The sequence below is a fragment of the Arthrobacter sp. UM1 genome (assembly GCF_020483305.1).
GTDB lineage: Bacteria > Actinomycetota > Actinomycetes > Actinomycetales > Micrococcaceae > Falsarthrobacter.
The window spans coordinates 72,818-97,557 of sequence record NZ_JACWAB010000002.1 but is presented as its reverse complement, the minus strand read 5'-3'; the positions used below and the strand labels follow the sequence as shown (position 1 = coordinate 97,557).

Genomic DNA, 24,740 nt, shown 5'->3' with positions numbered 1-24,740 from the left:
CCACCGCGAGCCTTCGAAGGAGAAGACCATGAGCACCGAGATCCCGAAGCCCTCCGTCCCCGCGCCGGACATCCTGCGCTGCGCCTACGCCGAGTACGTGGTCACGGACCTCGCGGCCTCCCGGGCGTTCTACGTGGACGTCCTCGGCCTGCACGTCACGGAGGAGGACGAGAACGCGGTCTACCTGCGCTCGTTCGAGGAGTTCATCCACCACAACATGGTCCTGCGCAAGGGCCCCGTGGCCGCCGTGGCCGCGATGGGCTTCCGGGTGCGCTCCCAGGAGGAGGTGGACCGAGCGGAGGCGTACTACCGGGAGCTCGGCTGCCGCACGGAGCGCCGCGCCGAGGGGTTCGTCAAGGGCATCCGCAACGCCGTCCGCGTCGAGGACCCGCTCGGGTTCCCCTACGAGTTCTTCTACGAGGTGGACCACGTGGAGCGCCTCCACATGCGCTACGACCTCTACTCGGCGGGCGAGCTCGTGCGCCTGGACCACTTCAACCAGGTCACGCCGGACGTGCCGCGCGGCCGGACGTACCTCGAGAACCTCGGGTTCCGCGTCACCGAGGACATCCAGGACGAGGCCGGCGTGACGTACGCGGCGTGGATGCACCGCAAGGGCACGGTCCACGACACGGCGCTCACGGGCGGCGACGGCCCGCGGATGCACCACATCGCGTTCTCCACGCACGAGAAGCACAACATCATCCAGATCTGCGACAAGATGGGCGCCCTGCGCATCAGCGACCAGATCGAGCGCGGGCCCGGCCGCCACGGCGTCTCCAACGCGTTCTACCTCTACCTGCGGGACCCGGACGGGCACCGCGTGGAGATCTACACGCAGGACTACTACACGGGAGACCCGGACAACCCCACGATCACCTGGGACGTCCACGACAACCAGCGCCGCGACTGGTGGGGCAACCCCGTGGTCCCCTCCTGGTACACGGACGCCTCGCCGGTCCTCGACCTGGACGGGAACGTCCAGGAGATCGTGACGCGCGAGGAGTCCCGCGAGATGGACGTGACCATCGGCGCGGACGGCTTCTCCTACACGCGCAAGCCCGGCGACGCGATGAGCGGGGACCCGGGCGAGGAGGTCGGCTTCAAGATGGGACACCAGCTCTGATGGGCGCGCCCACGGGAGCGCGGACCCTGGACGACGACGCCGTCCGCGGCCTCGCCGACGAGCTCGCCGCCGCGACGTCGTCGGGCGGGACCGTCCCGCTCATCAGCGAGCGGCACCCGGAGATGACCGTGGAGGACGCCTACGCCGTCCAGCGGATCTGGGCGCAGCGCCGGCTCGAGGCAGGCGGCCGGATCGCCGGGCGCAAGATCGGCCTGACGAGCAAGGCGATGCAGGACGCCACCGGCATCACCGAGCCGGACTACGGCGTGATCTTCGAGGACCAGGTGGTCCGCTCCGGCGACGAGCTGCCGTGGGACCGCTGGTCCAACGTCCGGATCGAGGTGGAGCTCGCGTTCGAGCTCGGCCGGGACCTCTCCGGCCCGGACTGCTCGCGCGAGGACGTGCTGGAGGCGACGACGGCGGTCATCCCCGCCCTCGAGATCCTCGACTCGCACATCCAGCTGACCGGGCGCACGATCGTGGACACGATCAGCGACAACGCGGCCCTCGGCGCCATGGTCCTCTCCGACACGCGCGTGGCTCCGGACGCGTTCGACCTGCGCTGGGCGGGAGCCATGCTGAGCCGCAACGGCACGGTGGAGGAGTCCGGGGTCTCCGGGGCGGTGCTCGGCGACCCCGCGCTCGGAGTGGCCTGGCTGGCCAACCGGCTCGCCCCGCACGGCGAGACCCTCAAGGCCGGGGAGGTCATCCTGTCCGGATCCTTCACCCGCCCGCTCTGGGTGGAGCGGGGCGACGACATCCGCTGCGCCTACCGCGCCGCGAACGGCCTCGACCTGGGAGAGATCGCATGCCGGTTCGTCTGAAGCCGACCCTCCGGGAGCGCCTCGCCGCCGCGACCGGGCCGCTGACGGGCCTCTGGGCGGCCTCGGGCTCCCCCGTGGCGGCCGAGATCATGGCGGGCTCGGGAGCGGAGCTGGTCCTCGTCGACGGCGAGCACTCCCCCGTCGGCCTGGACGGGCTCGTCCCGATGCTCCAGGCGCTCGAGGCCTATGACGCGACGGCGATCGTCCGCGTGCCGTGGAACGACCCCGTGCTCATCAAGCAGTTCCTCGACACCGGGGCGCAGAACCTCCTGGTGCCGATGGTGTCCACGGCGGAGCAGGCGCGCGCCGCCGTGGCCGCCGTGTCCTACCCGGACGAGCGGGCCTCTGCGGATGCGGGGACTTCCGGGGACGGCCGGGACGGTGACCGGGCGGCCCGCAGCGCCGCGGACGCCGGTGCCCTCCCCGCGCGGAACGGCGTGCGAGGCATCGGCTCGGCCCTCGCCCGCGCCTCCCGGTGGGGCCGGGTGCCCGGCTATGTGGGCCGGGCCCGCGAGCTCGTCAGCCTCGTGGTCCAGATCGAGACGGTCGAGGGCATGGGCAACGTCCGCGAAATCGCCGCCGTGGAGGGGGTGGACGCCGTGTTCATCGGCCCTGCGGACCTCGCGGGCTCCATGGGCCTCGCCTCGACCCCCGCGGATGCGACGGTCCAGGACGCTGTCGTCGAGACGATCCGTGCATGCGCGGAAGCCGGTGTGAAGACGGGCGTCAACGCGTTCGACCCGAGCGTGGCCGCGCGGTACCGGGCCGCGGGGGCGGACTTCGTCTTCGTCAGCGCAGACGTGACCCTCATGGTCAAGGGCTCGGATGCGGCGGTCGCCGAGGCGTCACAGCGCGAGGCGGGTGCGGCGGAGGAGTATTAGGCCGCTTGACAACAAAGACGAGTACTATGAAGCACGTCTGTTTTCAAGGGGTGCACGATGTTCTTCTTCTCGCACTGGAAGAGTCAGCGGCGCGTCCGGCACAGCGTCGTCGGCGCCGTGGGGCCAGATGGGAAGGCATCGGCTGACGGTTCGCCTGATGAGGCCCGACCTGCCCTGCTGAACCAGCTTGCCATCGAGCTCGTTCACATGGACCGTGCGGTAGAGGACGCCCGCGAACACTGGCTCCGCGTGCGCAGTCAGCTCGAGCTGATCTTCCCCGAGCTCCGACTGACGCGCGCGGATCCGGACACTGATCTCTGGGACGGTCAGGAGCTTCGCACTCTTCAAGACCGCATCGACGACCTCTGCTGCCGTCTCGACGAGGCTGAAGCGAAACGGCCTCCCCGGCCCTAAGCCCCCAGCTCCCTGAGCGCGTCCCCGATTCCGCGGTGGAGCGTCGGGAACGCCCAGACCACGCGGCGCAGCTCGGCGAGCGGGGTCTTCGCATGGACCGCGAGCGTCAGTGCCCCGATGACCTCGCCCGCGTGCGGCCCGACGACGGACGCCCCGACGAGCACGCCCTCGTTCGCGTCCGCCACGAGGGTGATGGATCCGCGGACCTGGTCGATCCAGCCGCGCGAGACCTCGGCGAGGTCCTTGGTCACGGCAGCGATCTCCCAGCCCTTCTCGGCGGCCTGCTTCCGGGCCTGGGCCTCCGTGACCCCCACTCCGGCAATTTCCGGCTCCGTGAAGGTCACGCGGGGCACGGCGTGGACGGGGAAGGGAGTCGCTGAAGGGGTGGGGGCCGGGAGGCCGTCGTCGTCGTTCGCCGGGGAGGGGCGCTGAGCGCTGCGGGAGCCGCCCGCGGCGATCTCGCCGCCCACGATCCGGGCCTCCGCGTCCGCGACGTGCGTGAAGGGGCCGTGGCCGGTCATGTCGCCGATGGCGTAGAGCCAGCCGGACGGCTCGGTGCCGCGGGCGGGCACGGCGTCCTCGCCGATGAAGGCGTGGCCCTGCGGGACGAGCACGCGGCAGAGGCCGTCCACGGTGACCTTCTGGCGCGGGCGTCGGCCGGTGGCCACGAGGATCCCGTCCGCCTCGAGCTCGGATCCGTCGGTGAGCTCGGCGGTGACGGGACCGCCCTCGGCCCGGCTCAGGCGGCGGATCTCGGTGCGGAAGCGGACGTCGATCCCCTCGCGGCGGAAGGCCTCCGCGAGGATCTCGGACGCGGCGGGCTCCTCGGTCTTCATGAGCTCCCCGCCGCGGACGAGCATGGTCACCTCGACGCCGAAGCCCGCGAGGTACTGGCCGAGCTCGCACGCGATGACGCCCGCGCCGACCACCGCCAGGCGCCTCGGCAGCACCGCGGCCGTGAGCACGTCCCGATGCGACCAGACGCCGGCCTCCTCCGCGCCCCCGATCGGCGGGACGATGCTCTCCGACCCCGTGTTGAGCACCACCGCGCGCCGGGCTCGGATGACCTCGACGCCGCCCGTGTTGAGCTGGACCGTGACCTCCCGCTCGCCGGTCACGCGGGCCGTGCCGTGGACAGCGCGGACGCCGGCCGTCTCGAGGCGCTCGACGGCGGCTGCGTCATCCCAGCTGTCCGTGGCCTCGCTGCGGATGCGGTGCGCCACGCGGCTCCACTCCGGGCTGCGGCCGGCCTCGCGCGAGTGCTCGATCTCGTGGCGGATCATCTTGCTCGGGATGCAGCCGTAGTAGGGGCACTCGCCGCCGATGAGGTGCTCGTCGATCCCGACGACCTCCAGGCGGCCGTCCTGCCCGCCGCCGCCCACGCCGGTCCGGGCGGCGAGGTCCATGACGAGGCCGTCCCCGCCCGGACCCAGCCCGATGACGACGACGTCCGCCTCGGAGCGTGCGGGGCGCTCGGCTGCGGAGGAGCGCGCGGCCGAGGCGGCCGGCTCAGAAGCGGGGTGCGCCGTGCCGGGACGGGACGGGATCTGAGAGGTGTCCTTCATACCTCCAGGCTCACACGGGAGCCAGGGAGGGGGCTGGGAGGGGCCGGGAGGGGCCGGCCTCCGCCGCTGCCTCTCTCCCTGACCCCCTGCCCCCGCCCCGCCCCTCATCTGTTGCGAGTTGGAGGAATGGAGCCTCGTATTCCTCCAACTCGCAACAAACGAGCTGGAGGAGGGGCTCGGACTAGTGGAAGAAGTGCCGGGTCCCGGTGAAGTACATCGTGATGCCGGCCGCCTTGGCCGCCTCCACGGACTCCTCGTCCCGGACGGAGCCGCCGGGCTGGACCACGGCCGTCACGCCGGCGTCGATGAGGATCTGCAGGCCGTCCGCGAACGGGAAGAACGCGTCGGACGCCGCCACGGACCCGCGAGCGCGCTCCACGGCCTCGCCGTCCTCCACGAACAGCGTGTTGGCCCGCTCCACCGCGAGCTTGCAGGAGTCCAGCCGGTTGACCTGACCCATGCCCACGCCCACGGCGCCCTGGTCCTTGGCCAGGAGGATCGCGTTTGACTTGGCGGCCCGGACGGCGCGCCAGGCGAAGGCGAGGTCCGCGAGCACGGCCTCGTCCGCCGCGTCCCCGGCCGCGAGGGTCCAGGTCGAGGGGTCGTCGCCGTCGGCCTCGATCGTGTCGGCCTTCTGCAGGAGCATGCCGCCGGAGATCTGCCGCATCTCCACGGCGTCCCGCTCGAACGCCTCGGGCAGGGTGAGGAGGCGGATGTTCTTCTTCTGCGTCAGAAGGCGCACGGCCTCGTCCTCGAAGGAGGGCGCGACGACGACCTCCGTGAACACGTCCTTGACCGCCTCGGCCATCGCGGCCGTGACGGGACGGTTAGAGGCGATGACGCCGCCGAACGCGGAGACCGGGTCGCACGCATGAGCCTTGCGGTAGGCCTCGGCGATGTCGCCGCCCTCGGAGACCGTGGCGATGCCGCACGGGTTGGCGTGCTTGATGATGGCCACGGCCGGCGTGGAGAAGTCGAAGGCGGCGCGCAGGGCGGCATCCGCGTCCACGTAGTTGTTGTAGCTCATCGCCTTGCCGTGGAGCTGCTCGGCCTGGGCGATCCCCTCGGGCGCCGCGTGGTCCACGTACATGGCCGCGCCCTGGTGCGGGTTCTCGCCGTAGCGCAGGACGTCCGCCCGCTCGAGCGCCACGCCGGCGTACGGCGGGAACTCGGCCGTCTCCCCCGACTCCTCGCCGAACTGGGCGGAGGTCCAGGCGGCCACGGCGTTGTCGTACGCCGCGGTGTGGGCGAACGCGAGGGAGGCCAGGCGCTGGCGCTCCTTGAGGTCGAAGCCGCCGCCCTGGGCCGCCTCGACGACGCGCCCGTAGGACGCCGGGTCCACCACGATGGCCGCGGACGCGTGGTTCTTGGCCGCCGCGCGGACCATGGAGGGGCCGCCGATGTCGATCTTCTCGATGATCGCGGCCTCGTCCGCGCCGGAGCGGACCGTCTCCTGGAACGGGTAGAGGTTGACCACGACGAGGTCGAACGGCTCGATCTCCATGGCCTCGAGCTGGGAGACGTGCTCGCTGTTGCGGCGGTCCGCGAGGATGCCCGCGTGGACCCGCGGGTGCAGGGTCTTGACGCGGCCGTCGAGGCACTCCTGGAACCCGGTCACCTCGGACACCTCCGTGACGGGGACGCCGGCCTCGGAGATGGTCTTCGCCGTCGACCCCGTGGAGACGATCGAGACGCCCGCCGCGTGGAGGCCCTGGGCGAGCTCGGGGAGCCCGGTCTTGTCGAAGACGGAGATGAGGGCCCGCTTGAGGGGCACGCGGTCGAGGACGGCAGTCATGGATGAGGCTCCTGGGGTTCTGTGCTCTCGGACGTCCCCAGTCTACGTGCCGCGACTCGCCCGCCCGGGGACGCTTCTTGCCTTTCGGGGACACAGGAGTAGGCTCCTTCTTGTCATTCCTACAATTTCACTCTGCCCCGTCTCTCCAGGTGCCCCATGACTTCCGCTCTCCCCACTGTTCCTCCCGAGGCCGGCCCGCGCGCCGGCGCTCTCCCCGACGCCGCCGAGATCGTCCAGACCCTCCCCTTCCGCTGGGGCGTGCAGGGCCGGATCTTCCTCATCGGCGGCCTCGGCTTCATGTTCGACGCCTGGGACGTCACCCTCAACGGCGTCCTCGCCCCGCTGCTCATCAAGCACTGGAGCCTCTCCGTGGCGGACGCCTCGTGGATCGGCCTCGCCAACCTCATCGGCATGGGCCTCGGCGCCTTCCTCTGGGGCGGGGTGGCGGACCGCGTCGGCCGCAAGAAGGCCTTCGCCCTGACGCTCGGGGTGTTCGGCGTCTTCACGGCCCTCGGCGCGCTCGCCCCGGGCTACGGGCTCTTCCTCGTGTTCCGCTTCCTCGCGGGCCTCGGCCTCGGCGGCTGCGTCCCCGTGGACTATGCGCTCGTCGGCGAGTTCACGCCCTCGCGGGTCCGCGGCCGCGTCCTCACCGCGATGGACGGCTGGTGGCCCGTGGGCGCCGCCCTCTGCGGGGCGAGCTCCGCGTGGCTCATGTCCACGCTCGCCGACTGGCGGGCCCTCATGGCCCTCATGGTGCTCCCCGTCCTCCTCATCGCCTGGGTGCGCCGCTCCGTCCCCGAGTCCCCGCTCTTCCTCGCCCGCCAGGGACGAGAGGAGGAGGCGCGCGCCGTCGTCGACACCCTCGTGGAGCGCACCGGCGCTCCCCGCCGCGAGTACACGGCCCTCCCCTCCGGGAGCGCGGAGGGAACGACGACGCCGCGCAGCCCCCTCTCCCTCCTCGCCCGCCTCTGGACGCAGGCGCCCAGGCACACCGCCGTGGCGTGGGCGCTCTTCATGACGGTGCTGCTCGCCTACTACATCTGCCTCATGTGGATGCCGAAGATCCTGGTCGGCGCAGGGTTCGGGGAGGCGAAGGCGTTCATGACGACGTCGGGCACCGCGCTCACCGGCATCCTCGGCGTGGTGGCCGCGGCGCTGCTCGTGGAGCGCGTGGGGCGGCGGATCCTGCTCGCCGTGAGCGCGCCGCTCGCCGTGGGGTGCGTCATCCTCGCGAGCCTGCGGCTGACCGAGCCGGGCTGGGTCATCGGCTGGCTGCTCGCCTACGGGTTCCTCATCCAGGTCTCCGTGCCCGTGCTCTACGCGTACGCGTCCGAGCTGTACCCCACGGAGCTGCGCGCGAGCGGCTTCGGCTGGGCCTCGGCCGCCTCCCGCATCTCGGCCGGCTTCGGGCCGATGCTCTTCGCGGGCGTCATCTGGCCGGCCCTCGGCATCACGGCTGGATTCTGGATCATGGGCGCGCTCATCGTCCTGGCGCTCGGGCTCATGTTCGCGTGGGCCCCGGAGACGCGCGGGGCGGAGCTGGAGTGACCTGAGCCCGGGTCAGCGGCGCGACTGGTCCGCGTCGTCCGCTCCGGGCGACTGCTCCGGGAGGTCGACGGACGGGATGCCTCCCTCCGCGAGGCCGCGCAGCACCTCGATGAGGAGCTCCCGCTCCTGCACCTTGATCCGCTCGTGGAGCGAGTCCTCCGTGTCCTCGGGCCGGATCTCGACGGCGCGCTGGGCCACGATGGGGCCGGTGTCCACGCCGGCGTCCGCCCAGTGCACGGTGCAGCCCGTGACCTTGACGCCGTACGCCATGGCGTCCCGGACGCCGTGCGCTCCGGGGAAGGCCGGAAGCAGAGCGGGGTGGGTGTTGAGGTAGCGGCCCCGGAAGCGGGCGATGAACTCTGCCGAGACGATCCGCATGAAACCGGAGGAGAGCACGAGGTCCGGCTCATAGGACGCGCACACGCGGGCCAGCTCCGCGTCCCACTCCGCCCGCGAGGCGAAGGCCTTGAAGTCGACGACGAACGTCTCCAGCCCCGCCTCCGCGCTGCGCTCGATCCCGCGCGTGCCGGGGCGGTCCGCGCCCACCGCGGCGATCTCGAGGGGCAGATCCCCCGCCCGGACCGCGTCGATGACGGCCTGGAGGTTGGAGCCGGTGCCGGAGACGAGCGCGACGATTCTCATGCCCCGAGCCTATCCAGCTTTCTCCCGGCGGGCCTCGATAGGCTCGAGGCTGTGTCACACCCCTTTCTCCCTCCCCGCGAGCCGCAGCAGCCGCAGGGCCCGCAGCAGCCGCAGCAGCGCCAGGGCCCACAGCAGCAGGGACCGCAGCAGCAGGGCCCTCGGCAGCCTCAGCGTCCGCAGAAGCCCCAGCGGCCGCAGGGCCCGGTGGAGATCCCCAAGGCACTGAGGGGCTGGATGCTGCTCCTCGTGGTCCTCATGACCGGGGTCATCCTCTACTCGTCCGCGCCGCTGCCGTGGCTGTTCCTCCCCTTGGCCCTGTCCTTCGCATCCGTGGGAGTGGCCGTCTACCTGCTGGTGCTCATGGGCCGCGCCCGGGTGCGCGGGGTCATCAGGGCGTGGGCGGTGACCATGCTCGTGTTCGCCTCGCTCAGCTCCCTCTTCACGGTGGGAGCCATCGCGCTGCAGCCCATCGTGGGCCCCTTCCAGAGCTGCATCCGGGACTCGGTGACGCTGTCCGGCGTGCACGGCTGCCAGACGGAGTACGAGCGCAGCATCGAGCGCATGACCGGAGTGCCGGTCCAGCAGCGCTGAGCCGCCTCTCGCCGCGTCCCGGCTCAGTCACCGCTGCTCCGCTCTGACCAGTCGGCGCCCGTCGCCCCTCCCGTCGCGGCTCGGCCCTCGGCCGGCTCACCCCTGGTGCAGACTGGCGACCGGTTCCACGCGGGCGGCCCGGACGGACGGCAGGATTCCCGCCCCGGTGCCGACGACGAGCCCTGATCCCAGCCCCAGGAGCACCGTGGACGGGTCCAGGACCGGCGTCCAGCCGTTCACCGCAGCGATGACGAACAGCGCGTTGACCGAGACCGCCACCCCGAGCACGGATCCTCCGAGCGCGGTGAGCACCGCCTCCCAGCAGAACTGGGCCGCCACCGCTCGCGGCGGGGCGCCGAGCGCCATGCGCAGCCCGATCTCCGCCCTGCGCTCCATAACGGCGACGACGAACGTGTTCATGATCCCGATCCCCGCAATGAAGAGCGTCAGGGCGGACATCCCCACGAGGAGGGACTGCTGCTGCCGGTCCACCGCCAGCCTGAGGCTGGCCGGCTCGGGCGGAGCGCCCGCCGCGATGCGCTCAGGCCGGGCGGGGTCGAGCGCCCTCGGGATCTGCGCGGCCACCGCCGTAGCCGCTCCGGGCCGCACGACGACGACCATCGACGCCTTCCCCTTGAGGTAGCCCGCCTCCGAGCCGAGCGGCAGATACACCTCGGCGTGGGACCCGGCGGAGCCTCCCCCGGCCCGGACCACGCCGATGACCTCGTGGACCGCCCCGCCGACGACGACGCCCGTGCCCGGCGTCCACTCCACGCCCCACCGCTGGAAGACCCTCTCGCTGACGAGCGCCACCTGGTCCCGGCGGGCCGCATGGCCCTCGTCGAAGGCCCGCCCGGCGGACACCTGCACGCCGAGCACCCTGAGGCCGTCTGGCGTGGTCCCGTCTACCGAGACCTGGTCCGCGCGCTGCCCGACGTCCGCAGCCAAGAGCAGGTCCCCGGCGTCCGTGAGGCGGTGCACGGGCGCCGCGTCGTCGGCCCCCTCGATCTGCAGCACGCGCTCCCGGCGCATGGTCTCCGCCCACCGGACAGCCTCCGCGGGGGTGAGCTCCGTGTCCGGGTGGGCTGAGACCGTCACGCGGTCCGCCCGGAACGCGTCGAAGGCCCCTGAGACCTGGGCCGCCACCGTCGCCGCGAAGCCCACGGACAGTACGAGCGCGGCCACGCCGAGCGCCACCCCGGACATCGTGAAGAGGTTGCGGGAGAGCCTCCCGGAGAACGCGTTCCAGGCCTGTCCCCAGGCGACCCCCGCCCACCGGGGACCGCGGGCGCGACGAGGAGATGAGCCGCCGAGCCGGCGACGAGACGGGTTGCCGGCCTCGCCACGAGGCCTCCCTGCGGTCTGACGTGACGGGACGTTCGCCTGGGTGTGAGACGCCAGGGCAGGGACCTCAGCCAGGGGAAGGCGAGCCGTCTCGGCGAGACCCGGGTGCGTCGGCTCGTCCGGACCGGCCGGAAGCCCGCCGTCCGCGATCCGCCCGTCCACCAGCCTCAGGACCCTGTCGCACCGGGCGGCGACGCTCTGGTCATGGGTCACGATGACCGTGGCCGAGTCCGAGCGAGTCACTGCCCTGAGCAGGCCCACGACCTCGGCGGTGCGGACGGAGTCGAGCGATCCCGTGGGCTCGTCGCAGAGCAGGACGCTCGGGCGGGTCACGATGGCCCGGGCGATCGCCGCGCGCTGCTTCTCCCCGCCGGAGAGCGTCGAGGGACGGGCCTCCGCGCGGTGGCCCATGCCCAGCGAGTCCAGCGCCTCCTGAACCGCCTGGCGGCGCTCGCTCCGGGGCACGCCCGCGTGGATGAGCGGCAGCTCGACGTTCTGGGCCACCGTCTTGTGCTCGATGAGGTGGAACGCCTGGAACACGTGGGAGATGCGGGCCAGGCGCGCGCGGGACCGCTGTGCGGCGGTCCCTCCGGCAGCCGGCCCTCCGGCCACGGGCTCGCCGCAGATCTCGATCGCGCCCTCGTCCGGCTCCATGAGCAGGCCGATGAGATTGAGCAGCGTCGACTTGCCGGAGCCCGAGGCCCCGAGCAGCGCCACCGTCTCGCCGGGGCGGAGGTCGAGATCGACGCCGTCGACCACTCTCTGCGCGCCCTCGCCGCGGCCGAAAGACTTGACGAGGCCGCGCGCACGGAGGACAGCGTCGGGGGCCGGCGAACAAGAGTGAACGCGGTCAGGAGCACGGCGCCCGGAGGCGGCTGAAGCCTCAGCACGCGGCGGCGGCTCCTCCGCGTCTCCTCGCCTGCGCCGCGGCGTCACCGGCCGCCCGTTCCGCGGCGGGAGGACGGGTCCTCGGACACCACGACCTGGTCCCCCTCGGCGAGCGCCGCCGGGTCCTCCGGCGTCACCACGGTCCGGCCGTACACCGCGAGCCCCGGCTTCACGGGAACCGTGCGGACGGGCCGCGGACTCGCCGATGCTCCGCTCGTCGATGGCCCGCCCGCCGCTGCGCCGTCCCGCTTCCCCTGCTCGACGACGCTGACGACCGTGCGGCCGTCCTGGGTCCACAGGGCGCTCGCCGGAACGATGAGCGAGCCGGGAGGCCCGGCCTTGACCACGGCCTCAGCCTGGGCGTGCGTGAGCTTCTCGCCGGCCCTGCGGGGCAGGACCACGACCGTCTTCGACGCGCCCTGGCCCTTCGAGGCGACGCCTCCGACCCCGGGCCCTCCGCTGGGCCCCGAAACGCCCTGGCCGCCTCCCGCAGCACCGCCTCCGACCGGGGCTCCTGCGCCCGATCCAGCACCGTGCCCGGTACTGCCGCCTTCGCTGACGCTCTGCACGCCCGCGGCGGAGCCTGCCTCCCGGCGCTCCTCGCGGCCGAGGACGATCCTCAGGTCCTCCTGCACGTGGCTGAGCCGCGCCGTCTGCCCCTCGGCCACGCCCACGGGAACCGTTCCGTCCGAGCCCGTGCAGAGCCAGCTCTCCTCCCCGAGGCCGAAGGATGCGAAGGGAGCTGCGGCGGGGCCCGGCTCCTCCTGCGCGGTGAGATACGTGCCGCCGAGCGGGGGCACGGTGACGAGCATGGACGCGGGGACCTGCTCCGCCTCCTTGACGGCGTATCCGGCGCGGCCCGCCATCCGGGCGAACGCGTCCAGAACGGGCTTTCCGGCGGGCGTGCCGCCCTCCCTTCCGCTGACGTACAGGTAGCCGAGACGCGCGAGCGCCCGCCTCAGCTGGTCCACGTCCGGACCGGCGTCCTTGATGCCGATGTCCCGGTAGTAGGGGAACTCGCCGGGCACGGCGAAGACCGGCCGCCCCTGGACCTCCGCGATGACCGATCCCGGGACCACCCTCTGCCCCGTCTTCGCGAAGCTCCGCGTCACGACCTGCCCCGGTGTTCCCACCGAGAGCTCCGCCGTGGCGAGGTGCCCGGCCCGGCACGTCAGCTGCACCTTCTCCTGGATGACGCCGCGCTCCACCGCGGCGGTGAGCTGCGTCCGCTCAGGCGGCTGGGCGGCCTGGCGCCTCTGCTCTGGGGACTGCACGGACTGCGCCGTGAACCACGTCCCCGCGGTCACCGCGGCAAGAATCACGCCGGCGGCGAGCACGCGCCAGCGCCCGCCCTGTGGTCTGGAAGCCATGGGCCAACCCTTCTCGAGAGACAGGAGTGGCCGTCAGAATAACAGACGCTTTCTATATCAGGGCAAGCCCGTTCCGCGAGGCGTCCGCCGAAAGACCGTCAGTCGGACTCGAGCCAGGGCACGACGACGAACCCGACCAGCGCCCCCAGGAACACCTCCAGGCCCAGCATCCAGAGGACCTGGACGGGGTCGGGGCCCACATCGGTGAAGCGGCCCACCCCGAGCGAGCCCCGCGCCGCGAGCGCGGCGAGCGCCCCCGCGATGCCCGTGCCGAGGCCGAGGATGAGGGAGTTGAGCACGAACCCGAGGGACGCGGCCGCCGCGCCCGGCCCCATGCGCAGCTCGAGCCACTCCCCCAGATGGTCCTCGCCCTCCCGGACGAACCACCATGCGGCCACGCCGCCGCACGCCACCGGCACGAGCATGGCGGCCATGGCCCACCCCGGCACGTGCGTCGGCATCGCGGCGAGCAGGGGGAATGGGGGCACGGCGCCCATGGTCGTCGCCATGGGGCTCGCGAGGGTGTCCGTGCCGAAGGCGAAGCCCGCGCCGGTCAGCCAGGAGGCCGTCCAGACGAGCAGGTTGGGCAGGTAGGCGGCGTGCGCGAGCGTCACGGCGACGGCGCCCACGGCCGACGTCGAGACGGCCTCGTAGCCTGCGAGGATCGGGGCCCAGTGCGCGGCGATCGAGACGGAGAGGAACAGCGCCGCGCAGCCGAGCAGGCAGAGCAGGGCCACGCCGATGCCGCGGAAGACGGCGCTCGCGTAGTCGGCGCCCCAGCGCCACCACTGGCCCTTGGCCTGGAGCCAGCGGCGGCGGCCGGCGAACGCCACGAGGCCGCCCGCCTCGGCGATCCCGCCGAGGAGCAGCCCCAGAAGGCTCCACAGCGCCGGGATGACGGCGGCGCCCAGGACGTGCGCCTGGGCCGCCGGGAACGAGGAGAAGACCGCGACGAGGGCGTCCACCGCCCCGACCGTCGCCGCGAACACGAGCGCGGCGCCCGCGAACCGGGACGTCGATCCGGCCACGGCCAGAAGACGCCGCCCCGCGAGCGCCGAGAGCCAGACGAGCACGAGCACCATGAGCAGCGGAGTGAGGGTCAGCGTCCCGCTCACCGCGCTCAGGCCGCGCTGCTCCGGGAGCGCCACCTGCACGGGGACGCCCTGATTGACGAGGAAGTTGATCCCGGCCACGCCGGCGATGTCCGCGCGGGAGAGGCCCGCGAGCCCGTCCCGCAGGCCGAGCGCCGCCACCGGCAGGACAGCCGCGAGCGCGATGGCCATGAGCGGCCCCACCGCCTCCCAGACGGCGCGCAGCGGCAGCGGCAGCCGCGTCACCCGGCGCTGTGCGGCCTCGCTCGCGCGCCGGCCCGCAGCACGGGGGCTCATGCGGCGCAGAGAGGCTGCCGTGGCGGATCCGGCGCGCGGACGGCCCAGCCGCCGTCGAACTCTGGTCTTCGGCGACCCTGACTGTGGGGAGGACGGGGAAGTGCGCATCAGGCAACATTCTCGCACCCCCTCCCCGGCACTGCCATGAAGCGCGGGCGCGCGTGAGTTGGACGCGGATTCGCCGCCTCTTAACCTTCCCTTCCCTGCCCGTTGATTCCGCGGGCGCACACTGGAGACTGTGAAGATCGCACTGGTTGCCGAGTCATTCCTCCCGCACATGAACGGGGTCACGAACTCCCTCCTGCGGGTCCTGGACCATCTCAAGCAGCGCGGCGACGAGGTCATCGTCATCGCACCGGACACCGCGTGGATCTTCGGGCAGGTGCACCCGGACCCGACGCCGCCGCAGGGCCCCTCCGACGCCGAGCTCGGCGTCCCCGTCCACCGCCTGCCGTCCCTGCCGCTGACCGGGTACGCCAAGGTCCGCGTGGCGGCGGGCACCGTGGCGCGCGTCCGCCGGATCCTGGCGGGCTTCCGGCCCGACGTCGTCCACGTCGCCTCGCCCTTCGTCCTCGGGTGGCGGGCCATCCAGGCGGCCAACGAGCTCGGGCTCCCGACCGTCTCGATCTACCAGACCGAGGTGCCCACCTACGCCGCCCGCTACGGCCTGCCGCTGCTCGAGGAGGTCCTCTGGCAGCGCGTGCGCGAGATCCACCAGGCGTCCACGGTCAACCTCGCCCCCTCGTCCTTCGCGCGGAACCAGCTCCGGGAGATCGGCGTGCGGCGGGTCCGCCTGTGGCGCCGGGGCGTTGACGCCCGCCGGTTCAACCCCGGACGGCGCGACGACGCCCTGCGCCGGGAGATCGCCCCGAACGGCGAGAAGATCGTGGGCTTCGTGGGGCGGCTCGCGGTGGAGAAGCAGGTCGAGGACCTGACGCGGCTCGGCCGCATTTCAGGCGTGAAGCTGGCGATCGTCGGCGACGGCCCCCTCCGCGCCGACCTCGAGCGGGCCCTCCCCGGCGCGCACTTCGCCGGATTCCGCTCCGGCGACGACCTCGGCCGGCATGTCGCCAGCTTCGACGTGTTCGTGCACCCCGGCGAGTCCGAGACCTTCTGCCAGACCATCCAGGAGGCGATGGCCGCGCGCGTGCCCGTGGTGGCCGTGGGGCGCGGAGGCCCGCTGGACCTCGTGGACCACTCCCGCACCGGGTGGCTGTACCGGCCGGGCGACCTGGAGGCCATGGAAGGCCACGTCCGGGACCTCGTGGGCGACGACGCCAAGCGCGAGGCCTTCGCCGACGCCGCCCTGGACTCGGTGCGCGGGCGGACCTGGGAGTCCCTCGGCGAGGAGCTCGTGGGCCACTACACCCGGGCCATCGCGATGAACCGCCGCCACCTGGACCGCACCGCGAAGGCGATCCTGAGCCTGTACGCGTAGGGGCGCGGGCGGGGCCGCCGTCGTCGTCATCCCCTGCCCCGGCCTGCCCCAGCCCCTGCCCCGCCGCCCAACGCACCCGCTTCCGCACGTCCCCCGCGGATCCACACCCGTTTCTGCACACCCCCTCTCCCGATCCACACCCCTTTTCGCTCACTTCTACGCCCACACACCCGTTTCCGCTCGCCCCGGTTCCGGCCGCCGTCGTCGTCGAGACCCTCTAGCGGCTGCCGCACCCATTTCTGCACACCCCAGCGGATCACACCCCTTTTCGCTCAAAAACCCGTGCGAAACCGGGTGTATTCGCCTGAAACCGGGTGCGATGGCGAAAAGGGGTGTGCAGCGGAGTGGGCCGGGCGCCATCGGGCCAGGTCGGCAGGCATGCGAGGCCCTGGCTGCGAAATCACGTGCTCACCACGGCAACATCGCCCAGATCAGCCTCCCGTCACCTCACCCAACGGTGACCGCGGAGCACTCACATCCAAAGCACGCCCGTTGCCGCGCAGGACGGCCGAGCGACACCCGTTTCCGCGCGCCGCATTCCAACCGCACCCGCATCTGCACGCCCCACGAATCCACACCCGTTTCCGCTCAAAATCCCGCACGAAAACGGGTGTATTCGCCTGAAACCGGGTGCGTTGGCGAAAACGGGTGCGGGCCGGGCAAGAAGGTGCGAAAACGGGTGCGAACCGGACGCGCCTCGAGCGGAAACGGAGGCCGACCGGCCCAGACCCGAGCGGAAACGGGTGTGGCCGGGGTCGGAAGGTGCAGATCTGCGCGGGCAGGGCAGGAAGGTGCGACCCTCAGGTCCGCGCCCGAAACCCCGCCGAGAGCCCCGGGACGCCGCAGAACTCCCTACGCCCCCAGGACCCGGCGGAGGTAGGGGTTGAGGAAGCGGCGCTGGGGGTCGACCTCCTCGCGCACGGCGAGGAAGTCGTCGAAGTGCGGGTAGAGCCCGCGCAGCCGCGCGGCGTCGAGGGTGTGGAGCTTGCCCCAGTGCGGCCGGCCGCCGTGCTCCCAGAAGATGCGCTCGATCGCCTCGAAGTACTCCGCATGCGGCTCCCGGTGGTACCGGTGCACGGCGATGTAGACGCTGCGGCGCCCGTTCGCCGTCGACATCCAGACGTCGTCCGCGGCGGCGGAGCGGACCTCGATGGGGAAGGAGACGGACTCGCCGAAGGCGTTCGCGGCGTCAACGACCTTCCGCAGCGCCTCCTCGGCCTCCTCGAACGGCAGGGCGTACTCCATCTCGCGGAACCGCACCCGACGCGGCGAGACGAACACCGCGTGGGACTCATCCGTGTACGTCCGCTTGGAGACGAGCCGCGTGGCGAGCGCGTTGACGCCCGGCACCACGCCGTTGAACCGCGCGCCCACCTGGCAGGTCAGGCTGAAGAGGCCGTTGCCGAGGAGCTCGTCGTCCACGAGGCGCCGCGCCGTGGTCACGGGGCTGCGCTGCCCGTCCCCGGGCAGGCGCGTGTTGGTCTTCGTGAGGGCCACGCGGGTGCCGGGGAACCAGTAGAACTCGAAGTGGTCGGACTGCTCGCAGCGCTCCGTGAACCCGGAGAGGACGTCCTCGAGCGGCTCGGGCTGCTCCACGGCGCTGAGGAGGAAGCGCGGCACGCACTGCAGCGTCACCTCCACGATGACGCCGACGGCGCCGAGGCCCACCCGGCCGGCCTGGAAGAGGCCGGGGTTCTCGTCGGCGCTGCAATGCCGCACCTCGCCGTCCGCGAGGACGATGGTGAAGGCCCGCACCGCCCCGCCGAACCCCGTGTACTCGAGGCCCGTGCCATGCGTGGACGTGGAGACGGCGCCCGCGAGCGACTGGTGGTCGATGTCCCCCATGTTCGGCAGCGCGAGACCGTACGGCTGCAGCAGCCCGGCGATGTCCCGCAGGCGCGTCCCGGCCCGGAACGTGGCCAGACCGGTCTCGCGGTCCGCGGAGACGAGCCCCGAGAGCGCGTCGAGGGAGGCGACGACGCCGTCCGTGGCCGCGATGTCCGTGAACGAGTGGGATCCGCCCACCACCTTGAACCCGCGGTGCATCCGCGCGGCGTCCTGCAGGGCCTCGGACACCCCGCTCACGGTCTCGGGGCGCACGACGGCGGCCGGCTGGCGCCGGTAGTTGCCCGCCCAGTTCCGCCAGGTCCCCCGCGGGGAGATGCCCGGTGCATCGTCGAAGAGCTTCACAGAAACGCCTTTCCCTCACCGCGGTACGTGGGCCACCTGTCCACGACCGCGTTCCCTGACACGACGACGACCTCGTTGAGCCGCTCGCACACTTCTCCCGCCTTGGCGTGGCGGAACCAGACCGCATCCCCCAGCTTGAGCCGGGAGGCGCCCTCGCCGGACAGCGGCGTCTGCACCTCGCCGGCGGCCTCGTCCCGCGCGTAGGAGAGCCCCTGCGGCCACTCCACGGCCGGGAGCCGGTCCGCCGCGGGCACGCCCGAGGCGATCCACCCGCCACCGAGGACGGTGGCCACGCGGGCGGACGGCCGCCGGACGACGTCGAACGCGACGTGCAGCGCCGGCTGCGGCCGGAACCCCCGGTAGCGGGAGAACAGTCCCGGGGCGAAGAGCCCGGATCCGGCCGCCACCTCCGTGACGGCGTCCTCCGCGGACGTGGACTCGACGGATCCGGTGCCGCCGCCGTTGACGAACTCGAGGTCCGCGAGCGCCCGCACCCGGGCCACGGCCTCGGCGCGGCGCTCGGCGATCTCGCGGCGGGACGCCTTCTGCATGGCGCGGATGACGGCGGCGCGCGGGGAGCGCCCCGAATCGTAGACGCCCGCCACCTGGGACTCGTAGGCCATGATCCCCACGAGGTGCAGGCGGGGCTCGGCGAGGGCCTCGCGGGCGAGCTGCTCGAGGCTCTCCGGCGTGTGGCACGGCGAGCGCAGCGCTCCGACGGCGAGGGATCCGGGCAGCCGGGCCAGGAGCCGCTGGGAGTTGAGGCGGAAGGAGGCGTCCAGCTCGAGGCAGACGCGCAGCGGCGCGCCGTCCCGGGTGCAGCCCGCCAGGAAGCGCAGGTGCTCGGGCGAGTCCGCCATGAACGCGATGCGCTCCCGGGCCTGCTCGTCCTCCGCGATGCTCCGGACGCTCTCGGCGTCCGCGGTGGGGTATCCGATGACGACGTCGTCGACCCCGCCGCGGGCGAGCCAGAGGGCCTCGGCGGCCGTGAACGCGAGGACGCCGGCGAAGCCCTCGCGGCCGAGGGCCCGCTCGACGGCGCGGCGGACGCGGAGGGACTTGCTGGCCACGCGGATGGGCTTGTGCTCCGCGCCGGGCGCCATGCGGTCTCGGAGGGACTGCGCGTTGGCGTCGAAGGCGTCAAGGTCGAGGACGCCGACGGGCCGGGATGCGATCCCCGCCTGCTCGAGGGCGGTGGCGAGGCGTGCTGCGGCGGCGGAGTCCATGTGACGCAGACTACTCGATCCCCTCGCCTGCCGGGGACACCCCTGGCAGACTGGGGGCATGAGCGCACCTCGGATCCCCGGATTCCCGCCCGACCGCATCGCCGCCCTCGCCGCCGAGGCCCGCGGCGAGGAGAGCTCTGGACAGGCCTCCTCGATCGAGCCGTTCAGCGGGGAGACGCTCGCCCGCTACGCCGCCGCCACGGAGGAGACGGTCGCCTCGGCTCTCGAGGACGCCCGCAGGGCCCAGGCCCCGTGGGCCGCGCGGAGCGCCCGCTCACGGGCCCGCTGGCTCGGACGGCTCCACGGGCTGCTCGCCGAGCACCGCGAGGAGATCCTGACGCTCGTCCAGGCGGAGACGGGCAAGTCCCGGATCCACGCGTTCGACGAGCTCATGCACGTGCTCCTCGTCGTCGCCTACTACGCGCGGACGGCCCCGCGCGCCCTGCGCACCGAGCGCCGCCGTGCGGCCGTCCCGGGCCTCACGAGCGCCTTCCTCCACCGGCACCCCCACGGCGTCGTGGGCCACATCTCGCCGTGGAACTACCCGCTCTCCCTCGGCATCTCGGATGCGATCGCCCCGCTCGTCGCGGGCAACGCGATCCTCCACAAGCCGGACTCGCAGACCGCTCTCGTCACGCTCTTCTGCCGTCGCCTGGCCGTCCAGGCGGGCCTGGACCCGAACCTCTGGCAGGTCGTGGTCGGCGAGGGCTCCGTCATCGGCCCCGCGATCTCGGAGAGCTGCGACTTCGTGGCCTTCACGGGCTCCACGAAGACGGGCGTGGACGTGGCCACCCGCGCCGCGCAGCGGATGATCGGGACCTCGCTGGAGCTCGGCGGCAAGAACGGCATGCTCGTCACGGCGGACGCGGACCTCCAGGCGGCGGCGAAGGCCGCGGTGCGCGGCTGCTTCTCCTCCGCCGGCCAGCTCTGCGTCTCGATGGAGAGGGTGTATGTGGAGCGTCCGGCGTACGAGCGCTTCCGCGAGGCGTTCCGGCGCGCGACGGCGGACGCCGTCCTCGGCGCGGGCTACGGCGCGGACTACGACATCGGCACGCTGACCGGGCCGAAGCAGCTCGAGCGCGTCGAGGCCCACGTGGAGGACGCCCGCTCGCACGGCGCCTCGGTGGTGGCCGGAGGCCGCGCCCGCCCGGACATCGGCCCCTTCGCGTACGAGCCCACGATCCTCGAGGGCGTCACGCCGGAGGCCGCATGCTTCGCGGAGGAGACGTTCGGCCCCCTCGTGAGCCTGTACCCGGTGGACTCCGTCGAGGAGGGCGTCGAGCAGATGAACTCCACGCCCTACGGCCTCAACGCCTCGGTCTGGGCGGGGAGCCGGCGCGCGGGCCACGCCCTCGCGGCCCGGATCGAGTCCGGGACGGTCAACGTCAACGAGATGTTCGCGGCCGCGTTCGGCGCCGTCGACTCCCCCATGCAGGGCTACGGTCTCTCCGGCAACGGCGGACGCCACGGTCGCGAGGCCCTGGAGCACCTGACCTGGACGCAGACCGTGGCCGTGCAGAACGCGCTCGGCTTCGGCGTCCCCGAGGGCGTCTCGCGCCAGGGGTTCATGGACGCGATGACGGCGGGCCTGCGCCTGCTGCGCGCCCTGCGCCTCTAGAAGCGCAGCTTCGGGGAGGTGTCCTCGACCGGCTCGAAGTCCTCGGTGGTGGAGTTGCCGTCCACGATGTACCCGAGGTCCGCGAGCTGCTGGGCCACGCCGGCGCCGTCGGGCGCATAGATCCACGGGACGTCCCCGCGGGCGGCGAGGTCCCGCGCGTGCTGCGAGCGGCCGCCCGCCAGGACGGCCTCGCCGGCGGAGAGCTGGCGGATGACCACGGCCTCCACGCGCCCCGGGTAGGTCCGCTCGAACCAGCCGTAGATCTCCTCGTCATGCTGGCCGTCATCCCCGAAGAGGAACCACTTGTAGTCCGGGTACTCCTCCGCGAGCCGCGTCAGCTGCGCCATCTTGTGCTCCTTGCCGGAGCGGAAGTAGCGCGTGGGCGTGGGGCCCCAGTCCGTGAGGAGCAGCGGCGCCTTCGGGTAGAGGTTCCGCGCGAGGAAGCGCTTGAGCGTGCTCGCCACGTTCCACGGGCCCGTGGAGAGGTAGACGAGCAGGCCCACATCGGTGGACGCGGTCAGCCTGTCGTAGAGCACCGGCATGCCGGGCGTGGGCGTGCGCGCGTGCTCGTCGAGGATGAACGTGTTCCACGCGGCGAGCATCGGGCGCGGGAGGGCTGTGACCATGACCGTGTCGTCGATGTCGGAGACGACGCCGAACTTGATCGTCTCGTCCACCACGCGGATCTCGCCCTCGCCCGGGCGGCCGCCCTCCGGCGTGATCCGGTAGGTCTGCCACCCGAGCTCCATGGGCACCTCGAGCCGGACGTCCACCACGCCTCCGCGGTCTGCCACGGCCTCGAAGCTCCGCCCGCCGACCTCGATGGTCACACGGCAGTTCGGCAGCGGCGGGTTGACGAAGTTCCGCCACCCGCGCATGCCGTCCCGCACCACCTTGGAGGCGGCCTCGAGGGAGGCCGTCTGATCGTCGAGCGGCGAGGTCACCACCACGCGGGCCAGGACCCGGACCCAGCTCTGCGTGCCGTAGCCCATGAACCCCTTGGCCACGGGCGTGGCACCGCGCTCGAGCCGGCGGTGGGCCCGCCAGTTCTGGAAGCGGTCTTCCGCAATCATGAAGAGATTGCTCGGAGCTTTCACGGACGAGGCGTTCTGGTGCTCGGCAGTCATGCCCCAAGTCTCGCACGCCTGCGGGCACGAGGGCGCGGAGCCGCGGTCAGAGGTGCGTCGGCGCGAACAGCCGGATGAGCGCCTCCACGACGACGACGTTCGGACCGTCCGCCGCGAACGCCCGCCGCAGGGCGTCCCCGACCTCCTCCGGCGGGACCCGCTCGGCCGGGACCCCAAAGGACTCGGCCAGCGCGACGAAGTCGGGCCGGGCCAGCTCCGTCGCCGTCGCCTGCCCGAAGGCCCCCTCCATGTACTCGCGGAGGATGCCGTAGCCGCCGTCGTCGACGATGAGCCACGTGACCGGAAGGCTGTGCTGGCGCGCGGTGGCAAGCTCCGCGATCGAGTACATCGCGGAGCCGTCCCCGGAGACCGCGAAGACCCGCTCGCCCAGGCCGGCCGCGCCGCCGAGGGCGGCGGGATAGCCGTAGCCGAGGCCGCCCGCGCCCTGGGCGGAGTGGAACTCGCCGCCGCGGGAGTCCCAGCAGGACCAGGCCCAGTAGGCCGAGATGGTCATGTCCCAGAACGTCTGCATGGAGTCCGGCACGGCCTCGCGGAGGTCCGCCATGAAGCGCCGCTCCCGCGCGAGGTCCTGGCCGTCGAGCCGCTCCTGCACCTTCCGCAGCGTCTCGCGGACGAGCTCCTGCGGGGCGGACCCGTGCCAGTCGGCCCGGTGGCCCTCGAGGGCGGCGGGCGTGAGGGCGTCGTCGAGCGCCGCGAGCGCCTGGCCGGCGTCCGCGCGGATGCCGAGGCCCGGCTTGTTGGACTCGAGGACGCGCGGCTCGGCGTCGATCTGGATGAGGCGGCCGCGGGGCTCGAGGGTGAAGTAGTTGCTCGTCACCTCGCCGAGGGAGGTGCCCACCGCGAGCAGGACGTCCGCGTCCTCGAGGACCTCGGTGGTGTGGCGGTCCTCGATCCAGGACTGGAGGGAGAGCCCGTGGTCCCACGGGAACGCGCCGTTGCCGCCCGGCGAGCAGATGACGGGCGCGCCGAGCTTCTCCGCGATGGACAGGAGCGAGGCCTCGGCCCGGCCGCGGCGGACGCCTCCGCCTGCCACGATCGCGGGGCGCTCGGAGGCGGCGAGCCACCGCACGGCCTCGCGGACGAGCTCCACGCGGGGCGGGTTGTCGAACGGCTCGGCGAGCGCGTCCTCCACCTGGGGGACGATCGTCGAGTCGAGGAGCACGTCCTGCGGCACCTCGACCCAGACCGGGCCCTGCGGCGTGGAGATCGCGTCCGTCCACGCGTCCTGGACGGCCGAGGGGATGCCGGAGGCGTGCTGCACCAGCCGCTGGCTCTTGGTCACGTTGGACGCGGAGAGCTTCTGGTCGTCGAGCTGGTGGAGCATGCCCTTGCGCCGGGCGCCGATCCCGTCCACGGGGATCTGGGAGGCGACGACGACGATCGGCACGCCCGTGGCGTAGGCCTCCTGGAGGCCCGCGAGCGCGGTGAGGGCGCCGGGGCCCGTGGAGAGGAAGAGCACGCCCACCTGGCCCGTGGCGCGGGAGAACCCGTCCGCGGCGAACGCGGCGTTGTTCTCGACGCGTGAGGAGACGAACTCGAGCCTCGACCGGCTCAGCGCGTCGAAGAGGCCGAGCGCGTGCTGGCCCGGGATGCCGAAGACCGTCGTGGCGCCGAGGGCCTCGAGCGTCTCCACGACGAGATCTCCGCCGTTGCGGCGGCCCTGCGGATCAGAGGGGCCGACGACGTCGGCGCTCGCGTGCGGAGCCTCGCTCATCGGGCCTCCTCCCCCGGGGTCTCGCGGCCGGCGCCCGCATCGGCAGGGGCCTCCCGCTCGAGCTCGGCCCGCTCGGCGAGCAGGGTGACGAGGTCGTAGGCCACGTGGCTCGCGGCGACGCCGGTCATCTCGGCGTGGTCGTAGGCGGGGGCGACCTCGACGACGTCCGCGCCGACCAGGTTGCAGCCGCGCAGGCCGCGGAGGATCTCGAGCAGCTCGCGGCTCGTCAGGCCGCCGGCCTCGGGCGTGCCGGTGCCGGGGGCGTGGGCGGGGTCCAGGACGTCGATGTCCACGGACACGTAGAGCGGGCGGTCCCCGAGGCGGTCCTTGAGCTTGGCCACCGTCTCCCGGACGCCCTGGTAGTAGACGTCCGAGCTCGTGACGATGCCGAACCCGAAGCGCCGGTCGTCCTCCAGGTCCTTCTTGCCGTAGAGCGGCCCGCGGGTGCCCACGTGGCTGATGGCGTCCGTGTCGAGGAGGCCCTCCTCCACAGCGCGGCGGAAGGGGGTGCCGTGCGTGTACTCGGCGCCGAAGTAGGTGTCCCACGTGTCCAGGTGGGCGTCGAAGTGCAGGAACGCGAGCGGCTCGCCGGCCCGCTCCTTCGCGGCGCGCAGCAGGGGCAGCGCGATCGTGTGGTCGCCGCCCACGGTGAGCAGCCGCGTGCCGTCCTCCGTGAGCCCGAGCGCGCTCTCCTGGATCGACTCGATGGCCTCGTTGATGTTGAACGGGCTGACGGACATGTCCCCCGCGTCCGCCACCTGGGCGGCGGCGAAGGGCGAATAGTCCTGCGCCGGGTTGTAGGGCCGCAGGAGCCGCGAGGACTCCCGGACGTGGTTGGCGCCGAAGCGGGCGCCGGGGCGGTAGGACACGCCCGAGTCGAACGGGACGCCGACGACGGCGACGTCGGCGCGCTCCACCTGCTCCAGCCGAGGCAGGCGGGCGAATGTGGCCGGGCCTGCGTAGCGGGGAGTCTGGGACGAGTCGATCGGGCCAAGCCGGCCCCCTTCGCGGATGCGGATCTCCTCCACGA

At 72.9% G+C, this 24,740-nt stretch carries 19 protein-coding genes; 8 read left to right on the top strand and 11 right to left on the bottom strand.

What is annotated here, in order from left to right; translation table 11 throughout:
* The first annotated feature begins 28 nt into the window (after positions 1–28).
* Genes hpaD through H9I38_RS03785 form a run of 4 tightly spaced genes read left to right on the top strand, consistent with a single transcriptional unit; the run spans position 29 to position 3,245 of the window.
* Positions 29–1,126 (top strand): 3,4-dihydroxyphenylacetate 2,3-dioxygenase, encoded by a 1,098-nt coding sequence (hpaD, locus tag H9I38_RS03800; protein ID WP_226337426.1) that lies wholly within the window; start codon positions 29–31, stop codon positions 1,124–1,126.
* Complete coding sequence (locus tag H9I38_RS03795) at positions 1,126–1,950, top strand: 2-keto-4-pentenoate hydratase (protein ID WP_226337425.1); 825 nt, start codon at positions 1,126–1,128, stop codon at positions 1,948–1,950. Before hpaD ends, H9I38_RS03795 begins: the two co-directional genes overlap by 1 nt.
* A complete protein-coding gene (locus H9I38_RS03790; protein ID WP_226337424.1) occupies positions 1,935–2,831 on the top strand; it encodes an HpcH/HpaI aldolase family protein in 897 nt (298 codons plus the stop codon). The genes H9I38_RS03795 and H9I38_RS03790 overlap by 16 nt, the downstream gene beginning before the upstream one ends.
* A gap of 57 nt (positions 2,832–2,888) precedes the next feature.
* The gene (locus H9I38_RS03785) at positions 2,889–3,245 is read left to right on the top strand and encodes a hypothetical protein (protein ID WP_226337423.1); all 357 of its coding nucleotides are present in this window, start codon (positions 2,889–2,891) and stop codon (positions 3,243–3,245) included.
* On the opposite strand, the gene H9I38_RS03780 is transcribed toward H9I38_RS03785, so the two are convergent.
* A complete protein-coding gene (locus H9I38_RS03780; RefSeq protein ID WP_226337422.1) occupies positions 3,242–4,810 on the bottom strand; it encodes a dihydrolipoyl dehydrogenase family protein in 1,569 nt (522 codons plus the stop codon). The genes H9I38_RS03785 and H9I38_RS03780 overlap by 4 nt on opposite strands.
* Before the next feature lie 181 nt (positions 4,811–4,991).
* Complete coding sequence (gene purH, locus H9I38_RS03775; protein WP_226337421.1) at positions 4,992–6,605, bottom strand: bifunctional phosphoribosylaminoimidazolecarboxamide formyltransferase/IMP cyclohydrolase; 1,614 nt, start codon at positions 6,603–6,605, stop codon at positions 4,992–4,994.
* Positions 6,606–6,761: 156 nt separating this feature from the next.
* Between purH and H9I38_RS03770 the strand changes: the two genes are divergently transcribed.
* Entirely contained in the window at positions 6,762–8,153 is a 1,392-nt protein-coding gene (locus H9I38_RS03770) for an MFS transporter (RefSeq protein WP_226337420.1), read from the top strand.
* A 12-nt stretch (positions 8,154–8,165) separates the two neighbouring features.
* On the opposite strand, the gene purN is transcribed toward H9I38_RS03770, so the two are convergent.
* Positions 8,166–8,795 (bottom strand): phosphoribosylglycinamide formyltransferase, encoded by a 630-nt coding sequence (gene purN / locus H9I38_RS03765; protein WP_226337419.1) that lies wholly within the window; start codon positions 8,793–8,795, stop codon positions 8,166–8,168.
* A 51-nt stretch (positions 8,796–8,846) separates the two neighbouring features.
* Here purN and H9I38_RS03760 point away from each other — a divergent pair, with 51 nt between their 5' ends.
* The gene (locus tag H9I38_RS03760) at positions 8,847–9,386 is read left to right on the top strand and encodes a hypothetical protein (RefSeq protein ID WP_226337418.1); all 540 of its coding nucleotides are present in this window, start codon (positions 8,847–8,849) and stop codon (positions 9,384–9,386) included.
* Between the two features lie 96 nt (positions 9,387–9,482).
* On the opposite strand, the gene H9I38_RS03755 is transcribed toward H9I38_RS03760, so the two are convergent.
* From H9I38_RS03755 to H9I38_RS03745, 3 genes are all read right to left on the bottom strand, one after another.
* On the bottom strand, positions 9,483–11,489 hold the full coding sequence (locus tag H9I38_RS03755) for an ATP-binding cassette domain-containing protein (protein ID WP_226337417.1): 2,007 nt from the start codon (positions 11,487–11,489) through the stop codon (positions 9,483–9,485).
* Between the two features lie 173 nt (positions 11,490–11,662).
* The gene (locus H9I38_RS03750; RefSeq protein ID WP_226337416.1) at positions 11,663–12,988 is read right to left on the bottom strand and encodes a hypothetical protein; all 1,326 of its coding nucleotides are present in this window, start codon (positions 12,986–12,988) and stop codon (positions 11,663–11,665) included.
* Between the two features lie 98 nt (positions 12,989–13,086).
* Complete coding sequence (locus H9I38_RS03745) at positions 13,087–14,376, bottom strand: DUF6350 family protein (RefSeq protein WP_226337415.1); 1,290 nt, start codon at positions 14,374–14,376, stop codon at positions 13,087–13,089.
* Between the two features lie 238 nt (positions 14,377–14,614).
* Here H9I38_RS03745 and H9I38_RS03740 point away from each other — a divergent pair, with 238 nt between their 5' ends.
* Positions 14,615–15,814: a glycosyltransferase family 4 protein gene (locus tag H9I38_RS03740; RefSeq protein WP_226337414.1), complete on the top strand. Its 1,200-nt coding sequence runs from the start codon at positions 14,615–14,617 to the stop codon at positions 15,812–15,814.
* 852 nt (positions 15,815–16,666) lie between these two features.
* Here H9I38_RS03740 and H9I38_RS03735 read toward each other — a convergent pair.
* Positions 16,667–18,004: a D-arabinono-1,4-lactone oxidase gene (locus H9I38_RS03735; RefSeq protein ID WP_226337413.1), complete on the bottom strand. Its 1,338-nt coding sequence runs from the start codon at positions 18,002–18,004 to the stop codon at positions 16,667–16,669.
* Positions 18,001–19,230: an alanine racemase gene (locus H9I38_RS03730; RefSeq protein ID WP_226337412.1), complete on the bottom strand. Its 1,230-nt coding sequence runs from the start codon at positions 19,228–19,230 to the stop codon at positions 18,001–18,003. Before H9I38_RS03730 ends, H9I38_RS03735 begins: the two co-directional genes overlap by 4 nt.
* A 58-nt stretch (positions 19,231–19,288) precedes the next feature.
* On the opposite strand from H9I38_RS03730, the gene H9I38_RS03725 reads away from it, so the two are divergent.
* Entirely contained in the window at positions 19,289–20,848 is a 1,560-nt protein-coding gene (locus H9I38_RS03725) for a succinic semialdehyde dehydrogenase (protein WP_226337411.1), read from the top strand.
* On the opposite strand, the gene H9I38_RS03720 is transcribed toward H9I38_RS03725, so the two are convergent.
* From H9I38_RS03720 to speB, 3 genes are read right to left on the bottom strand one after another with little or no spacing between them, the layout of a single operon-like run.
* Positions 20,845–21,975 carry an App1 family protein gene (locus H9I38_RS03720; protein WP_226337410.1) on the bottom strand — a complete coding sequence of 377 codons (1,131 nt, stop codon included), beginning with the start codon at positions 21,973–21,975 and terminating at the stop codon, positions 20,845–20,847. The genes H9I38_RS03725 and H9I38_RS03720 overlap by 4 nt on opposite strands.
* A gap of 46 nt (positions 21,976–22,021) precedes the next feature.
* Positions 22,022–23,710, bottom strand: a complete 1,689-nt coding sequence (locus tag H9I38_RS03715; RefSeq protein WP_226337409.1) for a thiamine pyrophosphate-binding protein — start codon at positions 23,708–23,710, stop codon at positions 22,022–22,024.
* Positions 23,707–24,738 carry an agmatinase gene (gene speB, locus H9I38_RS03710; protein WP_226337408.1) on the bottom strand — a complete coding sequence of 344 codons (1,032 nt, stop codon included), beginning with the start codon at positions 24,736–24,738 and terminating at the stop codon, positions 23,707–23,709. Before speB ends, H9I38_RS03715 begins: the two co-directional genes overlap by 4 nt.
* Positions 24,739–24,740: the final 2 nt, after the last annotated feature.